Here is a 22,769-nt window from a genome sequence, read left to right on the forward strand (position 1 = left end):
CGCTACTGCGCCACCAGCCGCCGGGCTTTCCAGCCCCAACCTTGTTGCATGCCGGCGGCGGCCAGCAGGATCGCCGCGACGCCGATCCACTGCAGCAGTTCCAGGCGATGGCCGAAGGCGAACCAGTCGACGAAAATCGCCGCAATCGGATAGATGAAGGACAGCGCGCCGGTCAATGCCGTCGGCAATTTTTGAATCGCGCCGTACAGCAAGACGTACATCAGACCGGTGTGCACGATGCCCAAGGTCACCAGACTCGCCCAGGCATCAGCGCCTGCCGGAAACGCGTCAAAATGCGCAAACGGCGCGAGTAACAACACGCCGGTGCAGACCTGAACCAACGCGATCAGATGCGGTGGCGTGCCAGTCAGGCGCTTGATGATCAGTGCAGCAATCGCATAGAGAAACGCCGCACCCGACGCCAGGGCAATTCCTAGCAGATAGTCATTGCCGCTGTCGCCCTGAGTGCCATGTGCGCTGACAATGGCCAGCATGCCCAAGAACGAAATCGCCAGCCAGAACAGCTTCTGCAAGGTGATTTTCTCGCCGAGAAACAACGCCGCCAGACCGACCAGCATGAACGGCTGCACGTTATAGACCGCCGTGCCAATGGCAATCGAGGCGCGCGAATACGACGCGAAAAGCAGCACCCAATTGCCAACGATCGCCATTCCACTGAGCACCGCCAGCAAAAACGTTGTGCGGGTCAGAATCCCTGGGCGCAGGAAGCCGAATGCGATGCAGATCAATAGCAAGGTGCCGGCGCCGAACACGCAGCGCCAGAACACCACGTCCAGCACCGGTTGCCCGGACACCAGCACAAACCAGCCGATCGTCCCGGATATCAGCATCGCGGCGGTCATTTCCAGCGAACCGCGGCGGATTGAATTGTCCATCATTTATCTCCTGAGGCTGTGGCGAAGCATGGCCAAAGTATGCCTAGCAAGCGCCAGGCTGCTCCAGCGCATAAAGCAGGCTAAAATCACATTTCGCCTTTTTTATCGCAGGTGTTTCCCCCCTTTTGCCTAATCAGAGACTTGCACATGACTGACGATATCGACCGGATTCTCATCGGCGCGCTGATGGAAGATTCGCGGCGCTCGCTCAAAGCGCTGGCGCAGATCAGCGGCTTGTCCTCACCGAGCGTGGCGGAGCGGCTGCGGCGCCTGGAAGAGCGCGGCGTGCTCAAGGGCTACACGGTGGAAATCGATCCAAAATGCTTCGGCTATCAGCTTCAGGCGATCGTCCGGGTACGACCGCTGCCAGGGCAATTGCAGGAGGTGGAGCGGCAGATCATGGCAATCCCGGAGTTCACCGAGTGCGACAAGGTCACCGGCGAGGACTGCTTTATCGCCCGTCTGCACGTGCGTTCGATGGAACAGCTCGACACCCTGCTTGATCGTCTCAATACGCTGGCGGAAACCAACACAGCGATCGTCAAGAAGACCCCGGTCAAGCGGCGACTGCCACCGATGGCGTGAGTGTCATTTGCCACCGATCGGCGTAGATTGTGATTTTTCGCGGCTAAGGAATGGCGGGATGAGAACTCGGGCAATGATGCTGACGGCGCTGCTGCTCGGCGGTTGTGGCACGATTCAAACAGTGGCACGCAATGATCAGGCTGCAATGGACGGCCTTAAGGAACAAAAGAGTTATTGTGGCGCGGTGCCGAGGATCTATAGCGGCCTTGCCTATGACTTCTGTTCTTTGAATGCGCCGCTGGCCTCGGGCGTGGATGCCGATAATCATCGCAACACAGCGATCCCGGGGCTGTTGGTTGACGCCGTGGTCTCCGGCGCGCTCGATACCTTGCTGCTGCCTTATACGATCTATCGTCAACAAGTGGATGGCAGCATTGTCATCCACTGAATGAACACCTTTCTCCAGACGATAAAAAACCCGCCTGAGCGGGTTTCTTATTGCAGCTGCTTTGATCAGTCGTCGCGGCTCATGATGCCGAACAGTTGCAACAGGCTGACGAACAGGTTGTAGATCGATACATACAGGCTGATGGTTGCCATGATGTAGTTGCGCTCGCCGCCGTGAATGATCGCACTGGTCTGGAACAGAATGCAGACCGACGAGAACAGCACGAAGCCGGCGCTGATCGCCAGTTGCAGGCCGCTGATCTGGAAGAAGAAGCTGGCCAGCGTTGCGCCCAGCAGGACAAAGAAACCGGCAGTGATGAAACCACCGAGGAAGCTCATGTCCTTACGGGTGATCAGCACGTAGGCCGATAGACCACCGAACACCAGAGCGGTCATGGCGAATGCCGAGCTGACCACTTCAGCACCGCCCTGCATGCCCAGGTAACGGTTGAGGATCGGGCCGAGCAGGAAACCCATGAAACCGGTCAACGCAAAGGCGGACACCAGGCCCCACGCGGAATCACGGAGTTTGTTGGTGAGGAAGAACAGCCCGTAGAAGCCGATCAGCACCACGAAAATGTTCGGGTAGCCGACACGCATCTGCTGGGCTACGAAGGCCATCACGCCGCTGAATGCGAGGGTCAGAGCCAAGAGACCATAAGTGTTGCGCAGGACGCGGCTAACCTCTAGCTGCTCAGCCTGCACGCTGTTATTAACTGCGTAATCCTGTTCGCGCATGGCGACACTCCTGTTGGTTTGAAACGTTCAGTCGCAAAGATCATAACAGACGCTCTGTAACAAGCCATGCAGAGAGTTTGACAGTGTGTTTCATTCAGGTATTATGGCGCCCGCAACGCAAACGGAGGTGTGGCCGAGTGGTTTAAGGCAACGGTCTTGAAAACCGTCGACTGTAACAGGTCCATGAGTTCGAATCCCATCGCCTCCGCCATCTTATATACGACAAAGCCCTGATTATTCAGGGCTTTGTCGTTTCTGCGATACACGTTTTACGCCGCATCGCTTACGCATCTTCTGAGTCATTTCACAGCAGCGCCTCGTATGCCAGAGGCTCTGCTGTTCTGGTAGCGGAGGGTGTAACCGCTTAACCGAGAGGCTCAAAGACAGCCTCTGCCCGGTGTTGCACCGGCGCTTGAGGTCTGAGCATTTGCTGCCAGGCGAGCTGCGCCTGGACCTTGGCCACCGAATCCAGCACTTTCTGCGCCCAGCGATCATCCTCAGGATGCACTACGACCACCCGGAAGCCATGATCCTTGCCTTCAAGCTGCACGCCCTCGGAGTCATCGACATGCAGGTCGATATCGAACGCCGGTGGATATTTTGAAGGCGAATTCGACATCCCATGCGCTGTCAGGGCACGGTTGTGCAGCACGCTGTTAACCACGCCGTCGACGCGGATGCCGTAAAGCGCTAACCAACGCCTGATATACGACGGAGTGCGCCCGGACGAGGTGTAGACCCAGATACTGCAATCCTGGCGTCGAAGCTCTCGGATCAGGGAACGCGTGCCCATACGCAACGGCTCACCCAACCACCGATGAATACAGGCCGGTATCCGACTTTTTTCGACCGCGCAGTGGTGCAGCTGGCAGGCGAGCGTGTCGTCGATATCGAACGAAATCCGTATGCGCTGACGCCTGAACAGCTGCCGCACAGCGCAGCGGATGATCTGCCCTGCCCGGCTGCCGAAGCTTGTGCATTTGGCAAAGGCTGACGCCGCGCTCATCAATGGCCACCCTGAAAGAGAGGCAAAGGCTTTTCTTTGAGAAAGAACTTCATGGGATCCGGCGCCTGTTCTTCTAAAAATGCTGCGTATTTTTTCTTGATTTTGGGCAATTCGTACAACGCCTTGACGCCATGCTTGGCGGAGTTGCGGATGACCGAGGACGGGTTGAAATAGCCCTCGGCGTTTTCAAGGGTCAACACGAATGGAGGCAGCCCCGCCCGCATGAGCAAGTAGCTGACAATGAGCGAGCCGCTGCGGTTATTGCCTTCGATGAACAGCTGCGGCTTGCTCAGAATGCGGACATAGACACCCGCTGCACGCTTCCAGACTGATTCACTGCGATACGCGCAATACCAGTTGTACAAGTCCTTGATGCCGCCCTCAACATTGTTGAAGAAATGCGCCTCGGTGGCTGCCAGATGCTGGGCGTATTCCAGCCGGCGCGCCGGATCTCGGCCACACAGCACCGTGGCATTGATTTCCAGCATCAGGTTCAGTTGCTGCAGATCGAACAGGTCGACGCCGCGGGCAACATACTCGTCAACCAACGCATAGCCTTCAAGCACGTTGTGCAGCACTTCGTCAGTCAACGGGTCACGCGGCTCGGTGAAGTGCCGGCTGAGCTCGGCGAAACGGCTCTGCACGTCCCGCAGTGCGCGTTCAATCGCAGGCAAATCAAGACGATGCTTGGCAGGCATTGGTGCTCCTTGGAAACGCTTGGTAAATGTCCACCGGATGCCCGCCAAATCCATTTGGCACAGGCGGCCTGATCCGGTGTGTGGCTTAGCTGAACTTGCCGCTGATGTAATCGCCGGTCATCTGTTCACGCGGGTTGTCGAAGATCTGCGCCGTCGGGCCCATCTCAACCAGATAACCGGTGCGCGTGCCCTGGGAAATATCCACCGAGAAAAACGCTGTGGTGTCAGCGACACGGATGGCTTGCTGCATGTTGTGGGTGACCAGCGCGATGGTGTAATCCTTCTTCAACTCGACCATCAATTCTTCGACCCGTCGGGTGGCGATCGGGTCCAGTGCCGAGCAAGGCTCATCCAGCAGCAGGACTTCCGGCTCAGTAGCAATGGCGCGGGCGATACACAGGCGTTGTTGCTGACCACCGGAGAGCGACAGGCCGCTGACCTTGAGCTTGTCCTTGACCTCATCCCATAACGCGGCGCCTTGCAGCGCGTGCTTGACGCGGTCACCGATATCGCCCTTGTAGCGATTGAGGCGAAGACCAAACGCGACGTTGTCGAAAATGCTCATCGAAAACGGGTTAGGTTGTTGAAACACCATGCCAATGTAGCGGCGCACGACCACCGGATCGACACCCTTGCCGTAGACGTCCTGCCCGAGAAAATGCACGTGGCCCTCGAAACGGAATCCCTTCACCAGATCGTTCATCCGGTTGAGGCTGCGCAGCACGGTGCTTTTGCCGCAGCCTGAGGGACCGATGAAACCGGTGATCTTGTTTTTCTCGATGGGCACGTGGCTGTCACGTACTGCCATAAAGTTGCCGTAGAAAATCTTGTCCAGCTTGCAGTCCATGACTACAGGCGCCTGGGTGACAAACGGAGCGGCTATTTGCGCGGTGGATACGTTCAAAATCAGATGCTCCCGTTCTTAATACTTGGGCTTGCCGAAAATCCGGCTGATGATGTTGACGAACAGCACGATCATCACCAGCACCAACGAGGCCGCCCATGCGAGCTCGAGCTGGTTATCGAAAGGCATGCCGGAGAAGTTGTAGATCAGTACCGCCAGCGAGGCAGTCGGGTTCATGACGTCGAGATTGCCCTGGTGGTAGATCCAGTAGTTGCTGAACAGCGCGGTAAACAACAACGGTGCCGTCTCGCCTGCGGCACGTGCCACGGCGAGCATCACGCCAGTCAGGATCGCTGGCATACCGGTCGGCAAGATGATCTTCCAGATGACCTGCGAGCGGGTGCAGCCCATGCCATAAGCAGCATCTTTCATGATCTTGGGCACCATCCGCATCGATTCTTCAGCAGTCAGCACCACGATAGGCAGCATCAGGACGGCGAGCGCCACGCCACCTGCAGGTGCCGAATACGTGCCGGTGGTCATTACTACCAAAGCGTAGGCAAACACCCCCGCCAGGATCGACGGCAGGCCCGTAAGCATCTTGGCGGCAAAACGCGCGGCGTTCCCCAGCTTGCTGTCTGGCCCCAGTTCAGCGAGGAAGATGGCCGCCATGATCCCGATCGGCACCGCGATCGCTGCCGCGATTCCGACCATTACAAAGGTACCCGCCATCGCATTGCCGAAACCGCCGCCCATCTCGAAGCCGGTCGGTGGCAGCTCGGTAAACACTTCCAGGTTCAGACGCGCGCCACCGCGGGTGATCAGCATGTAGAGCACGGAAATCAGCGGCACGCTGGCCAGCAAAGCTCCTGCCCATACCAGGGTGGTCAGAATCAGGCTGCGCAGAGCGCGACCTTCGAACCTGCGTTGCAAGCTGGGCATTGCACCGGTTGGCGCGGTCAAGTCTGTTGCTGCGGTCAGGTCAGTCATCATCTGTTACCCCGTTGGGCGTACATCATGATCATCGAACCGAAAATGTTCACGATCAGCGTAATCAACATCAGCACCAGTGCGGCATACATCAACACCTCGATCTCGTTCGGCCCGGCTTCGGGGAAGTTCAGCGCCAGCAGAGCGGCAAGCGTGTTGGCCGGTGCAAACAGCGAGAGGGAAATGTTGTTGGCATTGCCGACCAGCATGGCCAGCGCCATCGTTTCACCCAGCGCGCGCCCCAGGCCCAGCACCAGCGAGCCGAAAATGCCGGTGGCGGCCGATGGCACCATCACTTTGAGAATCGCTTCCCAATGGGTAGTGCCCATGCCGTACGCAGCCTGCTTGGTTTTCATCGGCACAGCCGTTAGCGCGTCCTGCGAAACGGCGGCAATGGTCGGCAGAATCATGATGGCGAGCACCAGCGCTGCGGGCAGCAGGCCCGGACCGCTCAGGGACGTGCCGAAAAAGGGTATCCAGCCCAGTTCGCTGTTCAACCAGGTGGTCAGCGGCCGAATCGCCGGGATCACCACATAGATCCCCCACAGGCCATAGACCACGCTGGGAATGGCCGCGAGCAGTTCGACAATGGTGCGAAACAGCGCAGCGAGCTTGGTTGGCAAGAAATCCTGGGTGAGGAAAATCGCCATGCTCACGCCAAAAACACCGGCGATCAGCAAAGCGATGAAGGCGCTGTAGAGCGTGCCCCAGATGGCTGGCAGGATGCCGTATTTGCCTTGGTTGACGTCCCACACACTGCCCAGAAGGACATCGAAGCCGTGCTTCTCCATACCGGGAAGTGCCTTGCGTCCGACTTCGAACACCAGTGCAAATACCAGCGCCAGAATCAGTACCACACCGATGCGCGCGAGCGCGCGGAAGGTGCGATCAACCAGAAAATCCTTCGTCGAAGGTGGCTGGCAGGCAGAGTCGGGATTAACCGGTACGACAAAAGGTTTGTTCATGGGCTAAGTCCGGAACAGGGGGAAAACTCTCCCGGCGTGGCGCAGACGCACACGTCGAGAGAGACCTCACGGCGTTACTGAATGTTGGCGGACGCTTTGCGAACCTGTTCGACGACCGATTGCGGCAACGGGATGTAACCCATCGAATCGGCAATCTTCTGCCCTTCGGTCAGGCTGTATTCGACCATTTCACGCATGGCTTTGGCCTTGGCCGGGTTGCCATTGTCCTTGCGGAAAATCATCCAGGTATAAGAGGTGATCGGGTAGGACTTGGCGCCGTCCGGATCAGGCAGCCAGGCCACCAGGTTTTCCGGCATTTTTACCGCCGCCAGGGCCTCGGCACCGCTTTCGGCATTGGGCACCACGTAATTGCCAGCCTTGTTCTGCAACTGGGCAAAGTCGACCTTGGCCAGCTTGGCGAAGCCATATTCGATGTAACCAATCGCTCCAGGGGTCTGGCGCACGGTCGCCGTCACGCCATCGTTTTTCGGCGACTTGATGAACTTGTCACTGGCCGGCCAGTTGACGGTGTTGCCCTCACCCAGCGCCTGCTTGAACTCGGCGTTGACGGTTGCCAGGTGCTTGGTGAATACCGCGGTCGTACCGCTGGAATCTGCACGCACGACAACCGTGATCGGCGTATCGGAGAGCTTCAGGTCCGGGTTGGCTGCGACGATCTGCGGATCGTTCCAGCGCGTGATCTTGCCCAGGAAAATGTTGGAATAGACATCGCGTGGCAGCTTCAGCCCCTTGGGATTGCCCGGCAGGTTATAGGCCAGCACGATTTCCCCGGCGGTCATTGGCAGCAACTGCACGCCTTCGGCGACCTTGGCGATATCTTCGTCTTTCATTGCCGAGTCACTGGCAGCGAAATCCACGGTTTTGTTCAAGAAGTCCTGTACGCCCGCGCCACTGCCCTTGGATTGGTAATCGACAGTGACGCTATCGGATTTCTTGCTGAAATCCTTGAACCAGGTCAGGTAGATCGGTGCCGGGAAACTTGCTCCGGACCCCGTCAGGCGAACATTTTCTGCTGCAAAGGAGGCCGAGGTGGCACAAAGAGATACCGCAATGGCGAGCGCAGCAGACTTCATCGAACTTTTCATTAAATGACACCTAGTGATTACGGGCTCCCGAACTCTGCAGCAGTTTTGTGACGATTTCATGAAAGCAAAGTGGCAAGCGTTACCCTCATGGTCCGCAACAGCGCCCATGGATGTAATCGGTGCCAGGTTTTGAAAAATCGAATCTTCCTGTGCGGGGCTTGTCCCTACTCCCTGATCCTGAGCAGTCACGCGCCAGGTTCACATTGCACAAACGCTACTTTTCCCCAGCCTTTATGGCCCTCAACCGGAAATGGCGTTAGCATTTCACTCATTCGGCTGAACAAGCCTGTTTATCCAGATCAGGGTCGCATTGTGGAAAAGCTAAAACGCCTTCAAAGCGGGATCGAAGGGCTCGACGCGCTGCTTCAGGGGGGCTTTGTCGCCGGCGCTTCATACATCATTCAAGGGCGCCCGGGCTCGGGCAAAACCATCCTTGCCAACCAGCTCGGGTTTCACCATGCCCGCGACGGCGGCCGTGTGCTGGTCGCCACATTGCTGGCCGAGTCGCACGACCGGCTGTTCCAGTTTCTGTCGACCATGAGTTTTTTCGACGCTTCGCGAGTCGGCGCGGAGATTCAGTTTGTCAGCGCATTCGATACGCTGGAAAACGAAGGCCTTGATGAAGTCGTGAAGCTGCTGCGACGTGAAATCACCCGGCAGAAGGCGACCGTCATGGTCGTTGACGGCCTGCTCAATGCACGCTCCAAAGCCGACTCGCCAATCGATACGAAAAAATTCATCTCTGAACTGCAAGGCCACGCCGCGTTCGCCGGTTGCACCGTGCTGTTCCTGACCAGCTCGCGCCTGGACGACGGCAGCCCCGAGCACACGATGGTCGACGGCGTCATCGAAATGGGCGAAGAGCTGTTCGGTACCCGTTCGGTGCGCCGCATTCATTTGCGCAAGACTCGCGGCAGCGGCGCGTTGACCGGTCTTCACGAATGTGAAATCACCGATAACGGCCTGGTCGTCTATCCGCGCCTCGAAAGTCTCTATAAGCGCCCTTCCGCCCCCGACAGCGCGGACATGACGCGTATTCCAAGCGGCATTGCGTCGCTCGATGAGATCTTCGGTGGCGGCTTGCACAGCTCCAGCGTCACGCTGGTCATGGGCCCTTCCGGCATCGGCAAAACCACGCTGGGCCTGAAGTTTCTTGCGCAATCAACGGCCGAAGCGCCTGGCCTGCATTTCGGTTTCTATGAAAGCCCGCAGCGCCTGCGCCTGAAAGGCCGTTCGCTAGGCATCGATATTGAACGCATGGAACACAGCGGCGCATTGAGCATTGCCTGGCAGCCAACAACGGAGGGTTTACTCGACGGCCTCGGCGCACGCCTGCTGAGTCTGGTCGATGAGAAAGGTATCAAGCGCCTGTTCATCGATAGCCTGAGCGGCATGACCCGGGTGTCAACCACACCGGAACGCATCACCGACTTTTTCAGTGCATTGATGAACGAACTGCGATCCAGAGGCGTGACCGTATTCGCCTCCTGGGAAATGCGCGATTTGTTCGGATCCGAGGTCAGCGCACCGAACTCTGACCTGTCCAGTATTGTCGACAACCTGATCCTCATGCGTTTCTTTGACAATCACGCTGAACTTCGCAGGACGCTTTCCATTCTTAAGGTACGCGATAGCTCCTACAACCCGTCGCGGTTCGAGGTGGTTGTACGCGATCAAGATGTGTTCCTGGAAAAGGCTTTGAAAAATGAACCTTCAGTCGCAGCTGAGTCATTGCCTGGTTCAATTTCGTAAGTCTTCAAGCGGGTTGAAATAACATGACCACCATTCTGGTAGTCGACGACGAGTATCTGATTGCTGACATTCTTGGCTTTGCGCTTGAGGATGAGGGCTTCATGACCGTGACCGCGAGCAACGGCAAGAAAGCGCTCGAGGTGCTGGAAAGAGAACGTCCGGCGCTGGTTATTACCGACTTCATGATGCCGGTCATGGACGGCCTCGAATTCGCCGAAGCCGTGCGTGCTCAGCCGTCCGTCAAACACTTGCCGATCATTCTCATGAGTGGCGCGCAAGCGCACATCGGCATGCAGCGCTCGGATCTGTTTGATGTGGTAGTGCCCAAGCCGTTTGATATTGCGGTGATTGTGGGTGAGGTGAAGAGGCTGTTGGGCTCATAGATACTCGACGACAAAGGCAATTTCGGCATTGGCATCGCCCGCTCGCATTTGCGCATTGGAAGGCTCGATGCGCACGAAGCGGGCTTGCAAGGAAACGGATGCATTACCGCCGCTCGATGTTGGCGCTTTCATTATGTAATTCTGGTTCAGCTTGAGTATCGTCCTGTCACTGAAGCGCATTTGCAATGCCAGCCCTTTGGCAGTGGAGTTACTGTTGAGGTGTACCACGCCGGTATCAGCGCTCCATGCAGGGCTGCCCGCAGTGGGCGAAAAGGAGTACCTGAAGTTATTGATTCCGGGAGGACAGTTTTTCATATCAAGAAAGAAGTATTTCTCCTTGGCATAGTCACCGTTCTGCAAAAAATCGCTCATGGTGTAGCTGCCCATATCCACTTTCACATCAGGTGTTTCACAAGACTGCGAGACGATCCGCGTGCCATTTGTATTCATTGCCAGAGGCTCGATTTCTGCAGCGACGAAGGTCCCAAGTTGGCCTGAGGGTATCGTCGCACTGCCGGAAATAGTGCCCGTCTTTACAAAACGCAAGATGTGCTCAGAACCATTCCAACCCCAACCGCCAGCAGTGTCGGTAGTTCCTGGAAAGCCTTTCCACGCTTTCCCAGATGGCGGTCGGACCCATTGCCAGCCGATTCCGGTATTTCCGATAGGAAAAATCTCCGCGCCCGGTTGAGTAACGCCGACAGTATTGCGTACACCTTCGTTGTGTACCGCAGAGCACCTGAATGAGCTGGGTATGGCGCCCAGGGTCAAGATCGGGCTTTCATAGATAACCGTGCCGTTGGGCGTGTCACGAGGCACCGAGATCGTGGCTGGAAGAACCACCCTGACACTGCCCTTGGAATGATCCGGATAAAATTCGCAAATTGCAGCCATTGCGTTAAATGGCAGTGAATACAAAAAACCGACAATTAAAACATGGGAAAACTTCATAGCAATCTCTCTGAACTCGCCGTGTTGCAAGCAATTGAATGGCGGACGATTGCGTGAACTATCAGCAGTAACGCCACCAAAGCGGCAGCAGACGATAATGAAAAAAAGGAGCTTGAGCAAAAAGTTTATTTATTCGCAAACAAGACAATTCTCATGGCCCCACGAGAAACTTTAGATAGTCGGTTTTTAAACAACAAACCTTCTGCGAACTCTTTAAAAATGTTAGCCGTTATCGACATACGCAAACAGAGCACAAATTAAGACTCGTCTTAAAGGCCCAGCGAATCGAGGTTATTACACTGTCTACTCTTGATAGGAGAAACGATTCCGTGAGAGCCCTCGATACCCTCAATAGCTCAAAACCCCAGAGCAACGCCGCCATCTACTGCCTGACCATTCTTGCGCTGGCACTGATCGCCATGACTGTGGTCGCCGGCTACCAACTCAATGAACTGTTTCCACTGAAGGCTGTGGTGCAACAACAGGTGGTCCAACTCACCCAGCGCGCCGATGCAATCCAGTCGATGAGCGCAGAACTGAAGCGCCTGGCGGAACAGAAACAGGTTTTGGAAGCCGACCTGCTTAGCGCAAAGGAAGAGGCGAAGGCCGCTGAGCACGCAAAAACCGAACTCGAAAACAATCGACAGGCAGCCCTGACCAGCGCGGCGTTAGAGGATGAAGATTCACTGTGCGCGATCATCGAGCAAAACATCCGACTTGTTGCGGACCAACTCAATCGCGACGATTTCTTCCGCCTGCGTGATGAGCGCGAAGCTGAAGCCGAAGCGGTACTTGAAAGCTATGAAAAACAACTCGCCAGCTGCATTGAGCAGTTGACAGCACAAACCGCATCGCCAGCACAAACTGACTCTGCACCCCATGCGCAAGACTTTGCTGCGCCGATCGAGCGCTGATCAAGAAGCCCTGGTAGCCAGGGCTTTACGTTTATTGATTAAAGTTTGAATTCCTTGGTCAATTTGTTCAGCGACGCTGCCAATTGCGACAGCTCCGCCGATGCGACTGCGGTCTGTTTCGATCCCTCTGCGGTTTCACACGAAAGGTCGCGAATGCTGATCAGGCTGCGATCCACTTCACGCGCAACCTGAGCCTGCTCTTCTGCAGCGGTTGCCATCAGCAGGTTTCGCTCGTTGATGAGATTCAGCGAGCCAGTGATGTCGGTCAGCACTTCGCCGGCGATATTGGCCATTTCGAGCGTTCTCTCGGCCTGAGCGCGGGTGTGGCTCATGGAGGAAACTGCGCGGCTGGTGCCCGACTGAATGGAGCTGACCATGGACTCGATGTCCTCGGTCGACTTCTGAGTACGCTGCGCCAGCCCTCTCACCTCATCGGCAACCACGGCAAAACCGCGACCCGCCTCCCCCGCCCGCGCCGCTTCGATCGCTGCGTTCAAGGCAAGCAGATTGGTTTGTTCGGCAACCTCTCGGATAACGTCCAGCACGCTGCTGATATCGCTCGCCATGGTCGATAGCGCCTGCACCTCAGCCGAGGTGCTGTGCACGCTGGACACCATCAGGTTGATTGCGGCGACGGTGTCGCTGACCTGACTTCGACCGGCAATGGCTGCCGCACTTGATTCCGACGTCAGCTGCGAGGTCGATGCGGCGTTGTCTGCAACCTGCTCCACCGCTGCACTCATTTCAGTGACGGCGGTGGCGGCCATTTCGATTTCATGGCTCTGACGCTGAGTGATACGCGAGATATCTTCAGTGACGCCGTGCATGACCTCCGAGGTTTCGGCCAACTGCGTGGACGAATCACGGATCATGATCAAGGCATCTCGCAGACTGGTTTGCATCGCCGCCAATGACGACAGCATTTGCGCCGCCTCATCGGAGCCATCCAGCGCAATGGTTTCGCTCAGATCATTGGCGGCGATGCATTCGGCCACCCTTAGCGAGCCTGCAATGGGTACCGTCAGGCTGCGGGTATACAACACGGCCAGGGCCAACGAAGCACCGATCGCGATGAGAATGAACACACTGACGATCAACAGCGTGTGCTCATAGACATTGTCGGCCTGCTTGCCCGCCTCATAAGCTTCTATCTCGTTGAGAGCAATCAACTTTTTGAGCGCGACCTGTACGCCATCCGACGCCGCACGCATCTGATTCCTGGACAGCGCAATGGCCGCTTCAAGCTGCCCGTTCGCCACTGTTTCAAGGTATTGGTCCTGCGCCTGATCGTTGACCTTCTGTGCTTTGGCAAACTCCTCGAACGCCTCGCGCCCGGCGTCAGTCGCCAGCAGGTCAATGAGCGCACGCTGATGATTTTTGATCATCTGACGCGACTGCTGGATGTCAATCAGGGCCTGCGCTTTGCGCTCACTCGTTTCAATGGGATTGCGCAAGCGAGCGTTGTTGCCCTTGATTTCGACGAACTCTCGATCGAGTTGGCCGAGCAGCTTGATACTCGGCACGATCGTCGTCTCGACGTACGTTTCTGCCTTGTTGAGCAAGTCGACTTGCTGCAGAGCGATCAATCCGATCGCGATAATCATGAGACAGAACAAGCCGAAACACAGCGCCGAACGCGGCGCGAGATTGAGTTTACGAAGCAGCATGATGCCTTACCTTAGAGTGTATTCAAGACAATGGGGTAAACGTGTGGGCAGCGGAGCGGCGCTGCGGTATAGCGCCTCGGCGCATACCTGGATCAACGCGGGAAGGTGCGGTAGCTAGCGGTTGGCGCACTGAGAGAGTGTGGAGTTGGTCAAGGCCGGCTCCGCAATTTCCTTGAGCGCCGGGTCGGCCAGCATCAGAAAATCTGCCAGTCGCGGCAGATTGATTTTCGAGACCAAGCGCATCCAGCGTTGCGGATGCGGGTTGAAGAAGGTCTTCGACCACTGGTGATCATCGTTGGGATTGAAAATCAGCAGATGACGAATCAGCGGGTTTTCCCCGAAAAAGTCGAGCGGATCCATCGCCATTTCGCTGAGCAACTCAGCATTGACGACGACCAGGCTCAACCGTTGAGGGCAGTAATACGTCAGTATTTTCAGGTCACGATAAGTGCGAACGTTCAAGACGCTGAGACAGCCCAGCTTGTTGAACTGCTGTTCGATTGACAGACCTCTGCGCACATCGCTATCGGCGATCAAGATTCGCAAGGATCGACTGCGGTTATTTTCAAGAAACATCGGACACCTTTGGCAGCTCCATTCTTCCTTTCAAGAAAATAACCAAGGGCCAACCTGCCTGATATGAGACTTGTCTCAAAAATGAACGCAGGGATAGATGATAAAAATCCACACCTTGACGACAGCCCACGCGATCGGCGCATGGTCTGGCTCAGAAAGTGTTGAAGGAGGGATTTTGCAACGCAGGGGAGTGGCGACAAGCCAGAAGCGCGGGACGGTTCTGTGCGAACCAGACAATTCTCATTATTAACGCCCCTTTTTGTCAGTAACCTTGAAACAAGGGGCGCAGACTCATTCTTTCCAAGCCATCAAGGCAGCGTCATCGTCACTACGTAATTACCGCTCGTTATCTGGTGACCCTTGTTGTCCGTGAGCAGCAAGCGCTGGTCGTAATAATCGTCCTGCTCATGAGTATCGGCAATCACCTTCACAAACACCTGCTGGCGCGACTTACCTCGCCCTGCCGCACTGACGTTGTTCACGGTAAAAGTCTGCCCGGTGCTTGCCTGGGGGCAATCAAGCAACTCGACAGAAGAATGGCTGGCGCCACTGGCAATGCAACTTGCCTCGACAATTCGACCGCTGAAGCGAATCACTCCGCTGACCGGCGCAGACTGGGCTGCGCTGACGGTGTCAAAACCGAGCAGGCAAAGGCAGGCAATCAATAAAGGACGTCGAATGATCATCGCGAAACTCCATGGTTATTAACCAAGGTATCGCCCGCTGCAAAATGATCTTTAACGTCAGCTTCAATGCAAGGCCAGTCGGATGGTCATGAGCCGATACGTTTACAGCTCGATCCGTTTGATTTTCTTGATCAGATCAGCCTGTGCATGCTCCAGCTTCAATGCACTGCGATTGAGGTCCAGCGGATCGATAACAGGCGCCTCACACTCGGCTTCAAGCTCGTTACACGCCTCAATGACCTGATGCTCGGCAACAATGCGCGCCGCCCCCTTGATGCGGTGCGCCAGGTCAGCCAACAGCCCGGGATCGCTTTCGGGTATTAGCGAATGCAACTCCTCCAGATCCTTTTCGCAACTCGACAGCGCCTCGCGCAGAAGTTCTTTCATCATGTCGAGATCGCCTCCGGTGAGCTCGTCAAGACGCTCGCGAATCGAACCCAGCTCCTTGATAGTCGCCGCAGGCGGGCTTTCAAATGGCTGGATTTCAACATTTTTTTCCCAGCCTGCAAGCATGATCGACAAGGTGCCGAGACTGATCGGTTTGAACAGACAATCATCCATCCCGGCCTCCCGGCATTTCACTTTTTCTTCCGGCTGCGCGTTGGCCGTGAAGCCCAGTACGATGCACGGCGATCCACCACTTTCGCGTTCGTCCTGGCGAATGGTGCGGGCCAGCTCATAGCCGTTCATGACCGGCATGTTGCAGTCCGTGATCACAATGTCGAACGGCTCCGAGCGCCACAGCGCCAATGCCTGGGCACCGTCGGCGGCATCACGCACCGCCTGGCCAAGGAAACTCAGCTGCTGCGTCAATAGCAGGCGGTTGGCGCTCTGGTCATCGACTACGAGAATCCTGAGTGTCGGTACCGGTTTGTCCTGAACAACCGAAACAGGCAGCACTTTGCCGCCAAGCGGGCTGAGAATATTGAAGAACAGCGACACTTCCAGGCAGGTGCCTTTGCCAAGCGTACTGGTAATGTTCAGCCGCCCGCCCATCAATTCGCACAATGAACGGGAGATCGCCAATCCCAGACCGGTGCCGCCTCTGCTGGAGGGACCATGATTGGCTTGGGAAAACGGCTGGAACAGATTCTGCAGATCGGCGCTGGAAATGCCAATGCCGGTGTCCTCGACCTTGAGGTCGACCTGTAAGCGTTCGTCAGCGAGACGTTGGCCGCGAATCGAGACGCTGACATGACCGGTGTCGGTAAACTTGATCGCGTTGCCCACCAGGTTCGAGAGCACCTGCTGGAAGCGCATCGGATCAACCAATACGTCACAGCCGACAGTGGCGTCGATGTCGAGCTTCAGCACCAGACTCTTCTGCCTGGCCAAGCCGTCGAACACCCGCGCCACGGATTCGACCAATTCGCGCAGGTTGGCACGTTTCGGCGAAAGGCTGACATGGCCCGATTCGATGCGTACCACATCGAGGATATCGCCGATCAGTTCCAGCAGACCTTTTGCCGAGTCGTATGCCACTTCAATCGCCGGCCGATCGAAGTGACCTTGCTCGGCACGCTTGAGGGTAAGTTCGAGCATGCCGATCACGGCGCTCATCGGCGTACGGATTTCGTGGCTCATGGTCGCCAGGAACGTGGTTTTGGCGCGGCTCGACTCGTCAGCCAACTCTTTCGCCGAACGCAACTCCTCGATCAGTTCACGGCGTTCGCTGATATCGATCCAGCCGCAGATCACGCCTCTGACTTCACCCGCCGTGTCGTGATACGGCTGGATCCAGTGGTAAATGATCAGCCGCGTATCACCGACATGCAGCGTGCGATCCACCTCGTAAGGTTCGTCCTGCTCGATGACGCGCAAGTAGTCGTCGTGAAATTGCAACGCCTCCTGACGATTGCGCTTGCCGCTTTCGAGCACGGTCTTGCCGATCACGTCCTTTTCCAGCAGGCCAAATGTTTGCAGATAATTATTATTGCAGGTGACAAGCCGACCTTCACGATCACGTACGTAGATGGGATGCGGCGTGCCGTTGATCAACGCGCCCATGAACTTCAACTGATCGCCCAGCAAGCGCTCTGCCCGGCTGCGTTCGCGGATCTGCCGGCGAATATAGAAATTCCACGCCAGCGATCCCAGGATAATCAGGAACGCGCCAGCGCTGATCTGGTAGATCAGCGCCTTGTAATCGCGCCACGACAACCCCGAAAACGCTGCAATGGGACGCCACCTGTTGAGGATTACGTCCAGCTCATCCGGCGGAATGCTCAGCAACGCCTTGTTCAGAATGCTGACCAGCTCGGTATCGGCACGCCGCGCGGCGAAAGCGAGGAAGCCTTTGTTCATGCCGACGATGTTTGAGATACGCAAGCTGTCGCTGTAGATGTGGGCGATGTAGTAGCGCGCACTGTGCAACGTGGTAATCATCGCGTCCGCTCGACCGTCCTTCACGTCAGCCAAGGCGCCCAGAACTGTTTCGTTATCAACGATCTCGATGTCGGGGTAGTCCTTGAGCAGCTCACGCTCAGCCGAACTTTCGGGCACTGCGACGCGCTTGCCGCGCAGCTCCTGCAGGCTTGAAGGCGCGCCTGCGTCCTTGGTGGTGACGATTACAAAGGGGCTGGCAAGGAACGGATGAGTGAAACGCATGCCGACTTCCCGCGAGACCGTTGGTGTCAGCAGAGAAATATCCGCGCTGCCATCCAGCAGACGCGTGCTCAGACTGGAAAAGCTGTCGGTGCGCTCGACATTGATCTGCAAGCCGGTACGCCGCTGGATGAGCTCGAGCAGATCAGCGCCGATCCCGCCAAAGTTGCCGTCACCATCAAAGAATGCAAAAGGTGCCTGATCGTCATTGATCACGAACCGCGCGACCGGATGCAGCTCAAGCCAACGTGCTTCGCCGGGTGTCAGGTCAATGCGTTTGGGCGTCAGCGCCCCGCCGCCGCCCGACCAGCGCTTGGTAATTTCGGCAATCTTCGCATCACCCAGCGACTCGAGCGTCGAATCGATCAGACGCAGCAATTGGTCGTTGCCCCGGCGCAAGGCAAAGCTGAAACCGCTGGTTTGGGTTTTGACGAAAGAGTGCAGCCGCACATAGTTGAAGTAGTTGAGGTTGATCAGGTAATTGCTCGACACCGTATCGCCGAGAAACAGGTCGACCTTGCCAAAAGCCAGCGCAGCCAGTGCCAACTCGTTCGATGGAAAAAGCACGAATTCGGCGTTGGGGTATAACGCGTGTAATTGACTGGAAGGCAGGTAATCGTCGGCAACCGCAATACGCAAACCGGCCAGATTGGCCGGCATCGGTCGTCGATCATCGCCGCGCATGAACATCGCCGGCACGTCTTCGACATAAGGTTTACTGAGCGTGACGAGGCCATCGATCAATTCGAAACTGTTGGAACTGCCCAACATGTCAATGTCACCGCGCTCAAGTGCGGCCATGGCGTCACGCCGGTCAGGGTAAGCCTTGACGGTAATCTCAACATGCAGTGCCTGACCGATAATGCAGGCGATATCGGCGGCAATCCCCTCATAGCGCGTACCGCTGGCGGTCATGACATAAGGCGGGAAATCCGGAAGCGCAGAACCCAATATCAGGCTGCGCTTTTGCCGCAGCCAACTCCAGTCTTCATTGGCCAGATCGACTTGCAGCTCCTTGCAGTCCGAGCGACCGAACACCTGCAAGGTGCGCGGCTCTGCTGCCAATAACACACCACTACTGAATACGAAAAGCACACTGATTAGCAAAACACCGCGCAACAGATGAAACATAAGCGTGTTATCCCTGGTTGTCGGCTGTCAGGCTGTGCTGCAACTTGAACAGCTCTGCGTCACCACGAATGCCAAGCTTTTTGAAAGCGGCCTGTTTTTGCCCACTGATGGTTTTGCGACTGCGCGAGAACTTCAAGGCAATCTGCGTCACCCCCATCCCCTCGAGACAACAGCGCAAGACTTCTTTCTCTTTAGGTGACAGCAGAGGATTACTGAGGAAATCGTCGCTGTGCGCCGCGCTCTCGTCTTTGGCACCGGCGGGCTCGTCGATCGATGCTGGCAACACGTCAAGCTCAAAGGCCATGGTGGGAGACAGGTACAACTGGCCGGACGCTGCACAGCGAATGGCAGTAATCAGGTCATCGACCGACTGTGACTTGCCGAAGAATCCACTGACGCCCGCCCCGACCGCCATGTTCACCACTGCCGGGCGCTCTTCTGAGGAAGAGACGAGGATGCGCATGCCCGGATATTGCTTGCGCAGCAGGCGGATCAGATTGAGCCCGTCCAGCTCCCCATCGTGCAGTTTGTAATCGAGTATCAGCAGGTCGATGTCGATTTCGCGCAATCCGGCGAGCAACTGCGCGCTGCTGCCATACACACCTACGACACTGAACTCAGCTTCGCGCGTCAGCCGCGACTTCATCGCCAGACGTATGAGCGAGTGATCATCAAGGATGGCAACGCGTAACGGATTCACGACAGACCAATGCATGAACAGCTCCATGATGAAGAGTGTTGGAGGACCATCAGCACTTGGCAACCGCAGCAAATCCCGGGCATCACCGAAGCACTCAGGTGCATCTGATTGATTTCTCGGCACATGATGAGTGTTTTAAAGGCGTGACGAAATAGGGCTTTGTCCCAAAAGTCAGAATGCCGCTTGCATCAACGATCGGATGTGCCTATTGCGCGGCGCCAGGATGACTTCTGACCCTCGAAACGCCAGTCGACCAAATGCGCCCAATTCATCGGGCGAGCATAGAAGAAGCCCTGCCCCCACTGACAACCAAGCCGCGCCAGATGCTGAACCTGATCAGCGGTTTCAATACCCTCTGCCACCACGCGCATGTCCAATTCCCGCGCCAGGGCCAACGCCCCGTGGATGACCGCGCTGTAGCGCGCCTGATGGAAATTCTGCACGAAGCCGGCGTCGAGTTTGATTTCGTTGAACGGCATCTGGCACAGCCGCTCAAGTGAAGAATAGCCGACACCGAAATCATCGATTGCCAGACTGAAGCCGAGCATGCGCAGACGCACCATGTTTTCCATGCTGATCTCGGGCATCTGCAGCAGGCCGGTTTCCGTGAGCTCGAAAATGAGCCCAGCTGGCGAGGCGCCATGGATGCGCAACAGCGCCTTGATCCGGTCGACAAGATTCGGATTGGCCATCTGCGTCACGTCGAGATTGAACGCCAGCTTGAACGGCTTGCCGTGAGACTGGACGAAGCGCTGCAGACTCAAGCCTTGCGTGAGCAGACTGAAAAACATTTCATCGAGCAGACCGCAACGCTCGATCGTCGGCAAGAACATGCCTGGCGAGAGCAAGCCGCGACTGGGGCTCTGCCATCGCACCAGCACCTCGGCGCCATCCACCTCACCACTGCGCAGATGAAACTTGGGCTGGAAGTAGGCGCGAAATTCCTGACGGCGTATCGCTTCGAGCACTTCGTTCTCCGAAGGCTGATCGAGATGACTTTCCACCACTTTGGCATCGCCCGGAGTGTGCGGCCGATAACGCGCCAACAATGGCCCCAGCACATCGACCATCAGAGGCTTGCCGACACTGCCAAGCAACTCAAGCCCCTGCAACGTGACGATTCGATCAACCGTGCGCAACAAGTCTTCAGGCAGTGAACTGCAGATGATCACTGCACGAATCAAACCGGCCTCTCTCGCCAGGCGCAAGAACGTCAAACCATCCATCCCGGCCATGCTCAAGTCACACAATGCAACGTCCACGCCTCCAGCCTGGGATATCACAGCCAGCGCATCCTTGCCGTCAGCCGCCTGAAAGATATTTTTGTACCCCAGACTATTAAGCGCACTGACTGCCGCCGTGCGCTGAAAGGCGTGATCTTCCAAGACCAATATACGAAGCGTGTTCACAAACCTGGAACCTCTTTCTATCAGTCGTTAATAGCGAAAGTCTGAATAATCTTCAAGCAGGACGCCCGCTCACAAACTTTGCGTTGACTGAGAATTTCTGCATCCGCGAATACTAGCCAGACAAAGACCGCACGACTTTGAGAATTGTCTCATTTGGTTCGCTGCACCATTACCGCAAATATAAATACGCCACGGCCATATTACTGACTGGCTCGCACCTTTATCGCTTTAAGACAAATCCCAAAGACCCGCCACCACCGCACACCTAATATGGCCTGGCATTTCAATGCAGCACTTCACAATAACTTCGGATATAAACATGAAAAAGTTCGCTTTCGCAGTACTCACTCTTTCCGTACTGGCTGCCTCCACTGGTGCAGTGGCTGAAGAAGCCGCCAAAGCTGTAAAAGGCGGCAGTGGTCAAATCAGCTTCACTGGCGTTATCAATAACGACGCTTGCTCGGTAGATGGCGCGTTGGGTAACGACAAGATGATTGCCGTGGACATGGGCAGCGTGTCGATCAAAGACATGGGCACCGACTCTGCTCCGGGCGCCGGTCGTGTGGCCGCCAACGATTTCAACCTGAAAGTGAACTGCAACGCTGGCACCAAGGTTTCGATGCTGTTCAAACCAACCGTAAACGGCGGTTCGGGCCTGGTTGATGGCAAGAAAGTTCTCAAGCTGCAGGGTGCAGACGCGGCCAAAGGCGTTGGTATCGCACTGCTGGACAGCAATGGCCAGTTGATCGACCTGAGCTCCGAAGCCACTGCCAAAGTGCAGACCAACCTGACTGGCGACGCAACCACAGGTGGTGACGGCACCCTGTCGTTCGCAGCCGCTTACGTCACCACCGGCGACAAGACCACCGCTACTGCCGGTACCGGTAACGCCACTCTGCCGTTCGTTCTCGAATACGAATAAGCAGCCCGCAATACCTGGACGGGGCCGCTGTGCCTCGTCCTTCCCGACCAGATTAATCGGTGAAATCTATGTTTAGTCGCTACTTTCCGCTTTGCCTGGGGCTTGCCGGGGTGTTGATGACGCACTCGGCATTCGCCAGCATCTCCTTGAGCTCCACCCGGATTATCTTCGATGGCGCGCACAAAGAGGCGAATGTCACCGTGCGCAACGGCGGACAAACCATTCTGGCGCAATCGTGGCTGGATGCCGGCGATACGGCTGGCAGCGCACCGCCTTTCGCAGTTACTCCACCACTGGCCAAACTTGAGCCCAATCAACAGCAATTACTGAGGATTCTTTATGAAGGCCGCGGCATGCCTGCGGACAAGGAGTCGGTGGTATGGCTGAACGTGCAGGAAATCCCCCAGGCCAGTGCTGCCGATGTCAACACGCTGCAATTGGCGGTACGTCAGCGTATCAAGGTCTTCTTCCGCCCGGACGGACTCACCGGTGATGCCGCAAAGGCACCGGAGCAACTTGCATGGCAATTGGTCACTCAGGCTGGCAAGTCGGTGCTGAAAGTAAAAAACCAAAGCAACTACCACGTGTCGCTGGCGGATCTGAAAGTCGTTGCAGGGAAAAAAGCGGAATTGGTAATTGATTCGACAATGATCGTTCCAGGGGAAGTTCGCTCATTCAATCTGAAAGATCTGCCAGCTGGTACTTCGCATTTGAGTTTTTCAGCCATTAACGATTACGGCGCACAACAACGATTCGACGCACCACTAAGCGTTGCCGAACGCCATGCCGAGCGCGTGAAAGATGCCTCCGCCCAGTAAATCCCCCGCCCCACCCTGCCAACTTACAAGCTATTCACAAG

At 56.5% G+C, this 22,769-nt stretch carries 22 protein-coding genes and 1 tRNA gene; 8 read left to right on the forward strand and 15 right to left on the reverse strand.

All coding sequences use genetic code 11. The features are described from left to right. Positions 1-2: 2 nt before the first annotated feature. Complete coding sequence (locus tag ACIGDJ_RS01655; protein ID WP_312999210.1) at positions 3-896, reverse strand: DMT family transporter; 894 nt, start codon at positions 894-896, stop codon at positions 3-5. Between the two features lie 147 nt (positions 897-1,043). Here ACIGDJ_RS01655 and ACIGDJ_RS01660 point away from each other — a divergent pair, with 147 nt between their 5' ends. Together ACIGDJ_RS01660 and ACIGDJ_RS01665 are read left to right on the forward strand one after the other, a co-directional pair. Continuing rightward, positions 1,044-1,481, forward strand: a complete 438-nt coding sequence (locus tag ACIGDJ_RS01660; protein WP_312999208.1) for an Lrp/AsnC family transcriptional regulator — start codon at positions 1,044-1,046, stop codon at positions 1,479-1,481. A gap of 58 nt (positions 1,482-1,539) precedes the next feature. Then, positions 1,540-1,869, forward strand: a complete 330-nt coding sequence (locus ACIGDJ_RS01665; RefSeq protein WP_101159484.1) for a YceK/YidQ family lipoprotein — start codon at positions 1,540-1,542, stop codon at positions 1,867-1,869. Positions 1,870-1,934: 65 nt separating this feature from the next. Here ACIGDJ_RS01665 and ACIGDJ_RS01670 read toward each other — a convergent pair whose 3' ends face one another. Further along, complete coding sequence (locus ACIGDJ_RS01670; protein WP_008006561.1) at positions 1,935-2,606, reverse strand: Bax inhibitor-1/YccA family protein; 672 nt, start codon at positions 2,604-2,606, stop codon at positions 1,935-1,937. Positions 2,607-2,729: 123 nt separating this feature from the next. Here ACIGDJ_RS01670 and ACIGDJ_RS01675 point away from each other — a divergent pair. Beyond that, positions 2,730-2,817, forward strand: a tRNA-Ser gene (locus ACIGDJ_RS01675). 153 nt (positions 2,818-2,970) lie between these two features. Here ACIGDJ_RS01675 and ACIGDJ_RS01680 read toward each other — a convergent pair. The 6 genes from ACIGDJ_RS01680 to pstS form a co-directional block, all read right to left on the reverse strand. Continuing rightward, positions 2,971-3,612, reverse strand: coding sequence for a hypothetical protein (locus ACIGDJ_RS01680; protein ID WP_397478189.1), 642 nt, complete (start codon positions 3,610-3,612; stop codon positions 2,971-2,973). Next, entirely contained in the window at positions 3,612-4,310 is a 699-nt protein-coding gene (locus ACIGDJ_RS01685; RefSeq protein ID WP_101159483.1) for a hypothetical protein, read from the reverse strand. The genes ACIGDJ_RS01680 and ACIGDJ_RS01685 overlap by 1 nt, the downstream gene beginning before the upstream one ends. Positions 4,311-4,395: 85 nt before the next feature. After that, entirely contained in the window at positions 4,396-5,157 is a 762-nt protein-coding gene (gene pstB / locus ACIGDJ_RS01690) for a phosphate ABC transporter ATP-binding protein PstB (RefSeq protein ID WP_016774591.1), read from the reverse strand. A gap of 75 nt (positions 5,158-5,232) precedes the next feature. Next, positions 5,233-6,144 (reverse strand): phosphate ABC transporter permease PstA, encoded by a 912-nt coding sequence (gene pstA / locus ACIGDJ_RS01695; protein WP_101159610.1) that lies wholly within the window; start codon positions 6,142-6,144, stop codon positions 5,233-5,235. After that, complete coding sequence (pstC, locus tag ACIGDJ_RS01700; protein ID WP_312999194.1) at positions 6,144-7,109, reverse strand: phosphate ABC transporter permease subunit PstC; 966 nt, start codon at positions 7,107-7,109, stop codon at positions 6,144-6,146. Before pstC ends, pstA begins: the two co-directional genes overlap by 1 nt. 74 nt (positions 7,110-7,183) lie before the next feature. Continuing rightward, complete coding sequence (gene pstS / locus ACIGDJ_RS01705) at positions 7,184-8,215, reverse strand: phosphate ABC transporter substrate-binding protein PstS (RefSeq protein ID WP_101159481.1); 1,032 nt, start codon at positions 8,213-8,215, stop codon at positions 7,184-7,186. A gap of 312 nt (positions 8,216-8,527) precedes the next feature. Here pstS and ACIGDJ_RS01710 point away from each other — a divergent pair, with 312 nt between their 5' ends. Both ACIGDJ_RS01710 and ACIGDJ_RS01715 read left to right on the forward strand, forming a co-directional pair. Beyond that, positions 8,528-9,967: an ATPase domain-containing protein gene (locus tag ACIGDJ_RS01710; protein WP_101159480.1), complete on the forward strand. Its 1,440-nt coding sequence runs from the start codon at positions 8,528-8,530 to the stop codon at positions 9,965-9,967. Positions 9,968-9,990: 23 nt separating this feature from the next. Then, positions 9,991-10,350: a response regulator gene (locus ACIGDJ_RS01715; RefSeq protein ID WP_101159479.1), complete on the forward strand. Its 360-nt coding sequence runs from the start codon at positions 9,991-9,993 to the stop codon at positions 10,348-10,350. Here the strand turns inward: ACIGDJ_RS01715 and ACIGDJ_RS01720 are convergent. Next, a complete protein-coding gene (locus ACIGDJ_RS01720) occupies positions 10,345-11,301 on the reverse strand; it encodes a fimbrial protein (RefSeq protein ID WP_397478190.1) in 957 nt (318 codons plus the stop codon). The genes ACIGDJ_RS01715 and ACIGDJ_RS01720 overlap by 6 nt on opposite strands. Before the next feature lie 329 nt (positions 11,302-11,630). Between ACIGDJ_RS01720 and ACIGDJ_RS01725 the strand changes: the two genes are divergently transcribed. Further along, positions 11,631-12,215: a hypothetical protein gene (locus tag ACIGDJ_RS01725; RefSeq protein WP_397478191.1), complete on the forward strand. Its 585-nt coding sequence runs from the start codon at positions 11,631-11,633 to the stop codon at positions 12,213-12,215. A 38-nt stretch (positions 12,216-12,253) separates the two neighbouring features. Here the strand turns inward: ACIGDJ_RS01725 and ACIGDJ_RS01730 are convergent, their stop codons facing one another. The 6 genes from ACIGDJ_RS01730 to ACIGDJ_RS01755 all read right to left on the reverse strand — a co-directional run bounded on the left by ACIGDJ_RS01730 (position 12,254) and on the right by ACIGDJ_RS01755 (position 20,988). Then, complete coding sequence (locus tag ACIGDJ_RS01730; protein WP_073474635.1) at positions 12,254-13,882, reverse strand: methyl-accepting chemotaxis protein; 1,629 nt, start codon at positions 13,880-13,882, stop codon at positions 12,254-12,256. A gap of 114 nt (positions 13,883-13,996) precedes the next feature. Next, positions 13,997-14,428 (reverse strand): hypothetical protein, encoded by a 432-nt coding sequence (locus ACIGDJ_RS01735; protein ID WP_397478192.1) that lies wholly within the window; start codon positions 14,426-14,428, stop codon positions 13,997-13,999. Positions 14,429-14,766: 338 nt separating this feature from the next. Next, on the reverse strand, positions 14,767-15,144 hold the full coding sequence (locus ACIGDJ_RS01740) for a type 1 fimbrial protein (protein ID WP_101159475.1): 378 nt from the start codon (positions 15,142-15,144) through the stop codon (positions 14,767-14,769). Positions 15,145-15,246: 102 nt separating this feature from the next. Next, positions 15,247-18,879: a transporter substrate-binding domain-containing protein gene (locus tag ACIGDJ_RS01745; RefSeq protein ID WP_397478193.1), complete on the reverse strand. Its 3,633-nt coding sequence runs from the start codon at positions 18,877-18,879 to the stop codon at positions 15,247-15,249. Between the two features lie 7 nt (positions 18,880-18,886). Continuing rightward, positions 18,887-19,594, reverse strand: a complete 708-nt coding sequence (locus tag ACIGDJ_RS01750) for a response regulator (RefSeq protein ID WP_397478194.1) — start codon at positions 19,592-19,594, stop codon at positions 18,887-18,889. A gap of 173 nt (positions 19,595-19,767) precedes the next feature. After that, positions 19,768-20,988, reverse strand: a complete 1,221-nt coding sequence (locus ACIGDJ_RS01755) for an EAL domain-containing protein (RefSeq protein ID WP_024012832.1) — start codon at positions 20,986-20,988, stop codon at positions 19,768-19,770. Between the two features lie 319 nt (positions 20,989-21,307). On the opposite strand from ACIGDJ_RS01755, the gene ACIGDJ_RS01760 reads away from it, so the two are divergent. Both ACIGDJ_RS01760 and ACIGDJ_RS01765 read left to right on the forward strand, forming a co-directional pair. After that, the gene (locus ACIGDJ_RS01760) at positions 21,308-21,910 is read left to right on the forward strand and encodes a fimbrial protein (protein ID WP_101159472.1); all 603 of its coding nucleotides are present in this window, start codon (positions 21,308-21,310) and stop codon (positions 21,908-21,910) included. Between the two features lie 68 nt (positions 21,911-21,978). Further along, positions 21,979-22,728, forward strand: coding sequence for a molecular chaperone (locus ACIGDJ_RS01765; RefSeq protein WP_312999169.1), 750 nt, complete (start codon positions 21,979-21,981; stop codon positions 22,726-22,728). Positions 22,729-22,769 lie beyond the last annotated feature (41 nt).

This window comes from Pseudomonas sp. NPDC079367 (assembly GCF_044542195.1).
Taxonomy (GTDB): Bacteria; Pseudomonadota; Gammaproteobacteria; order Pseudomonadales; family Pseudomonadaceae; genus Aquipseudomonas.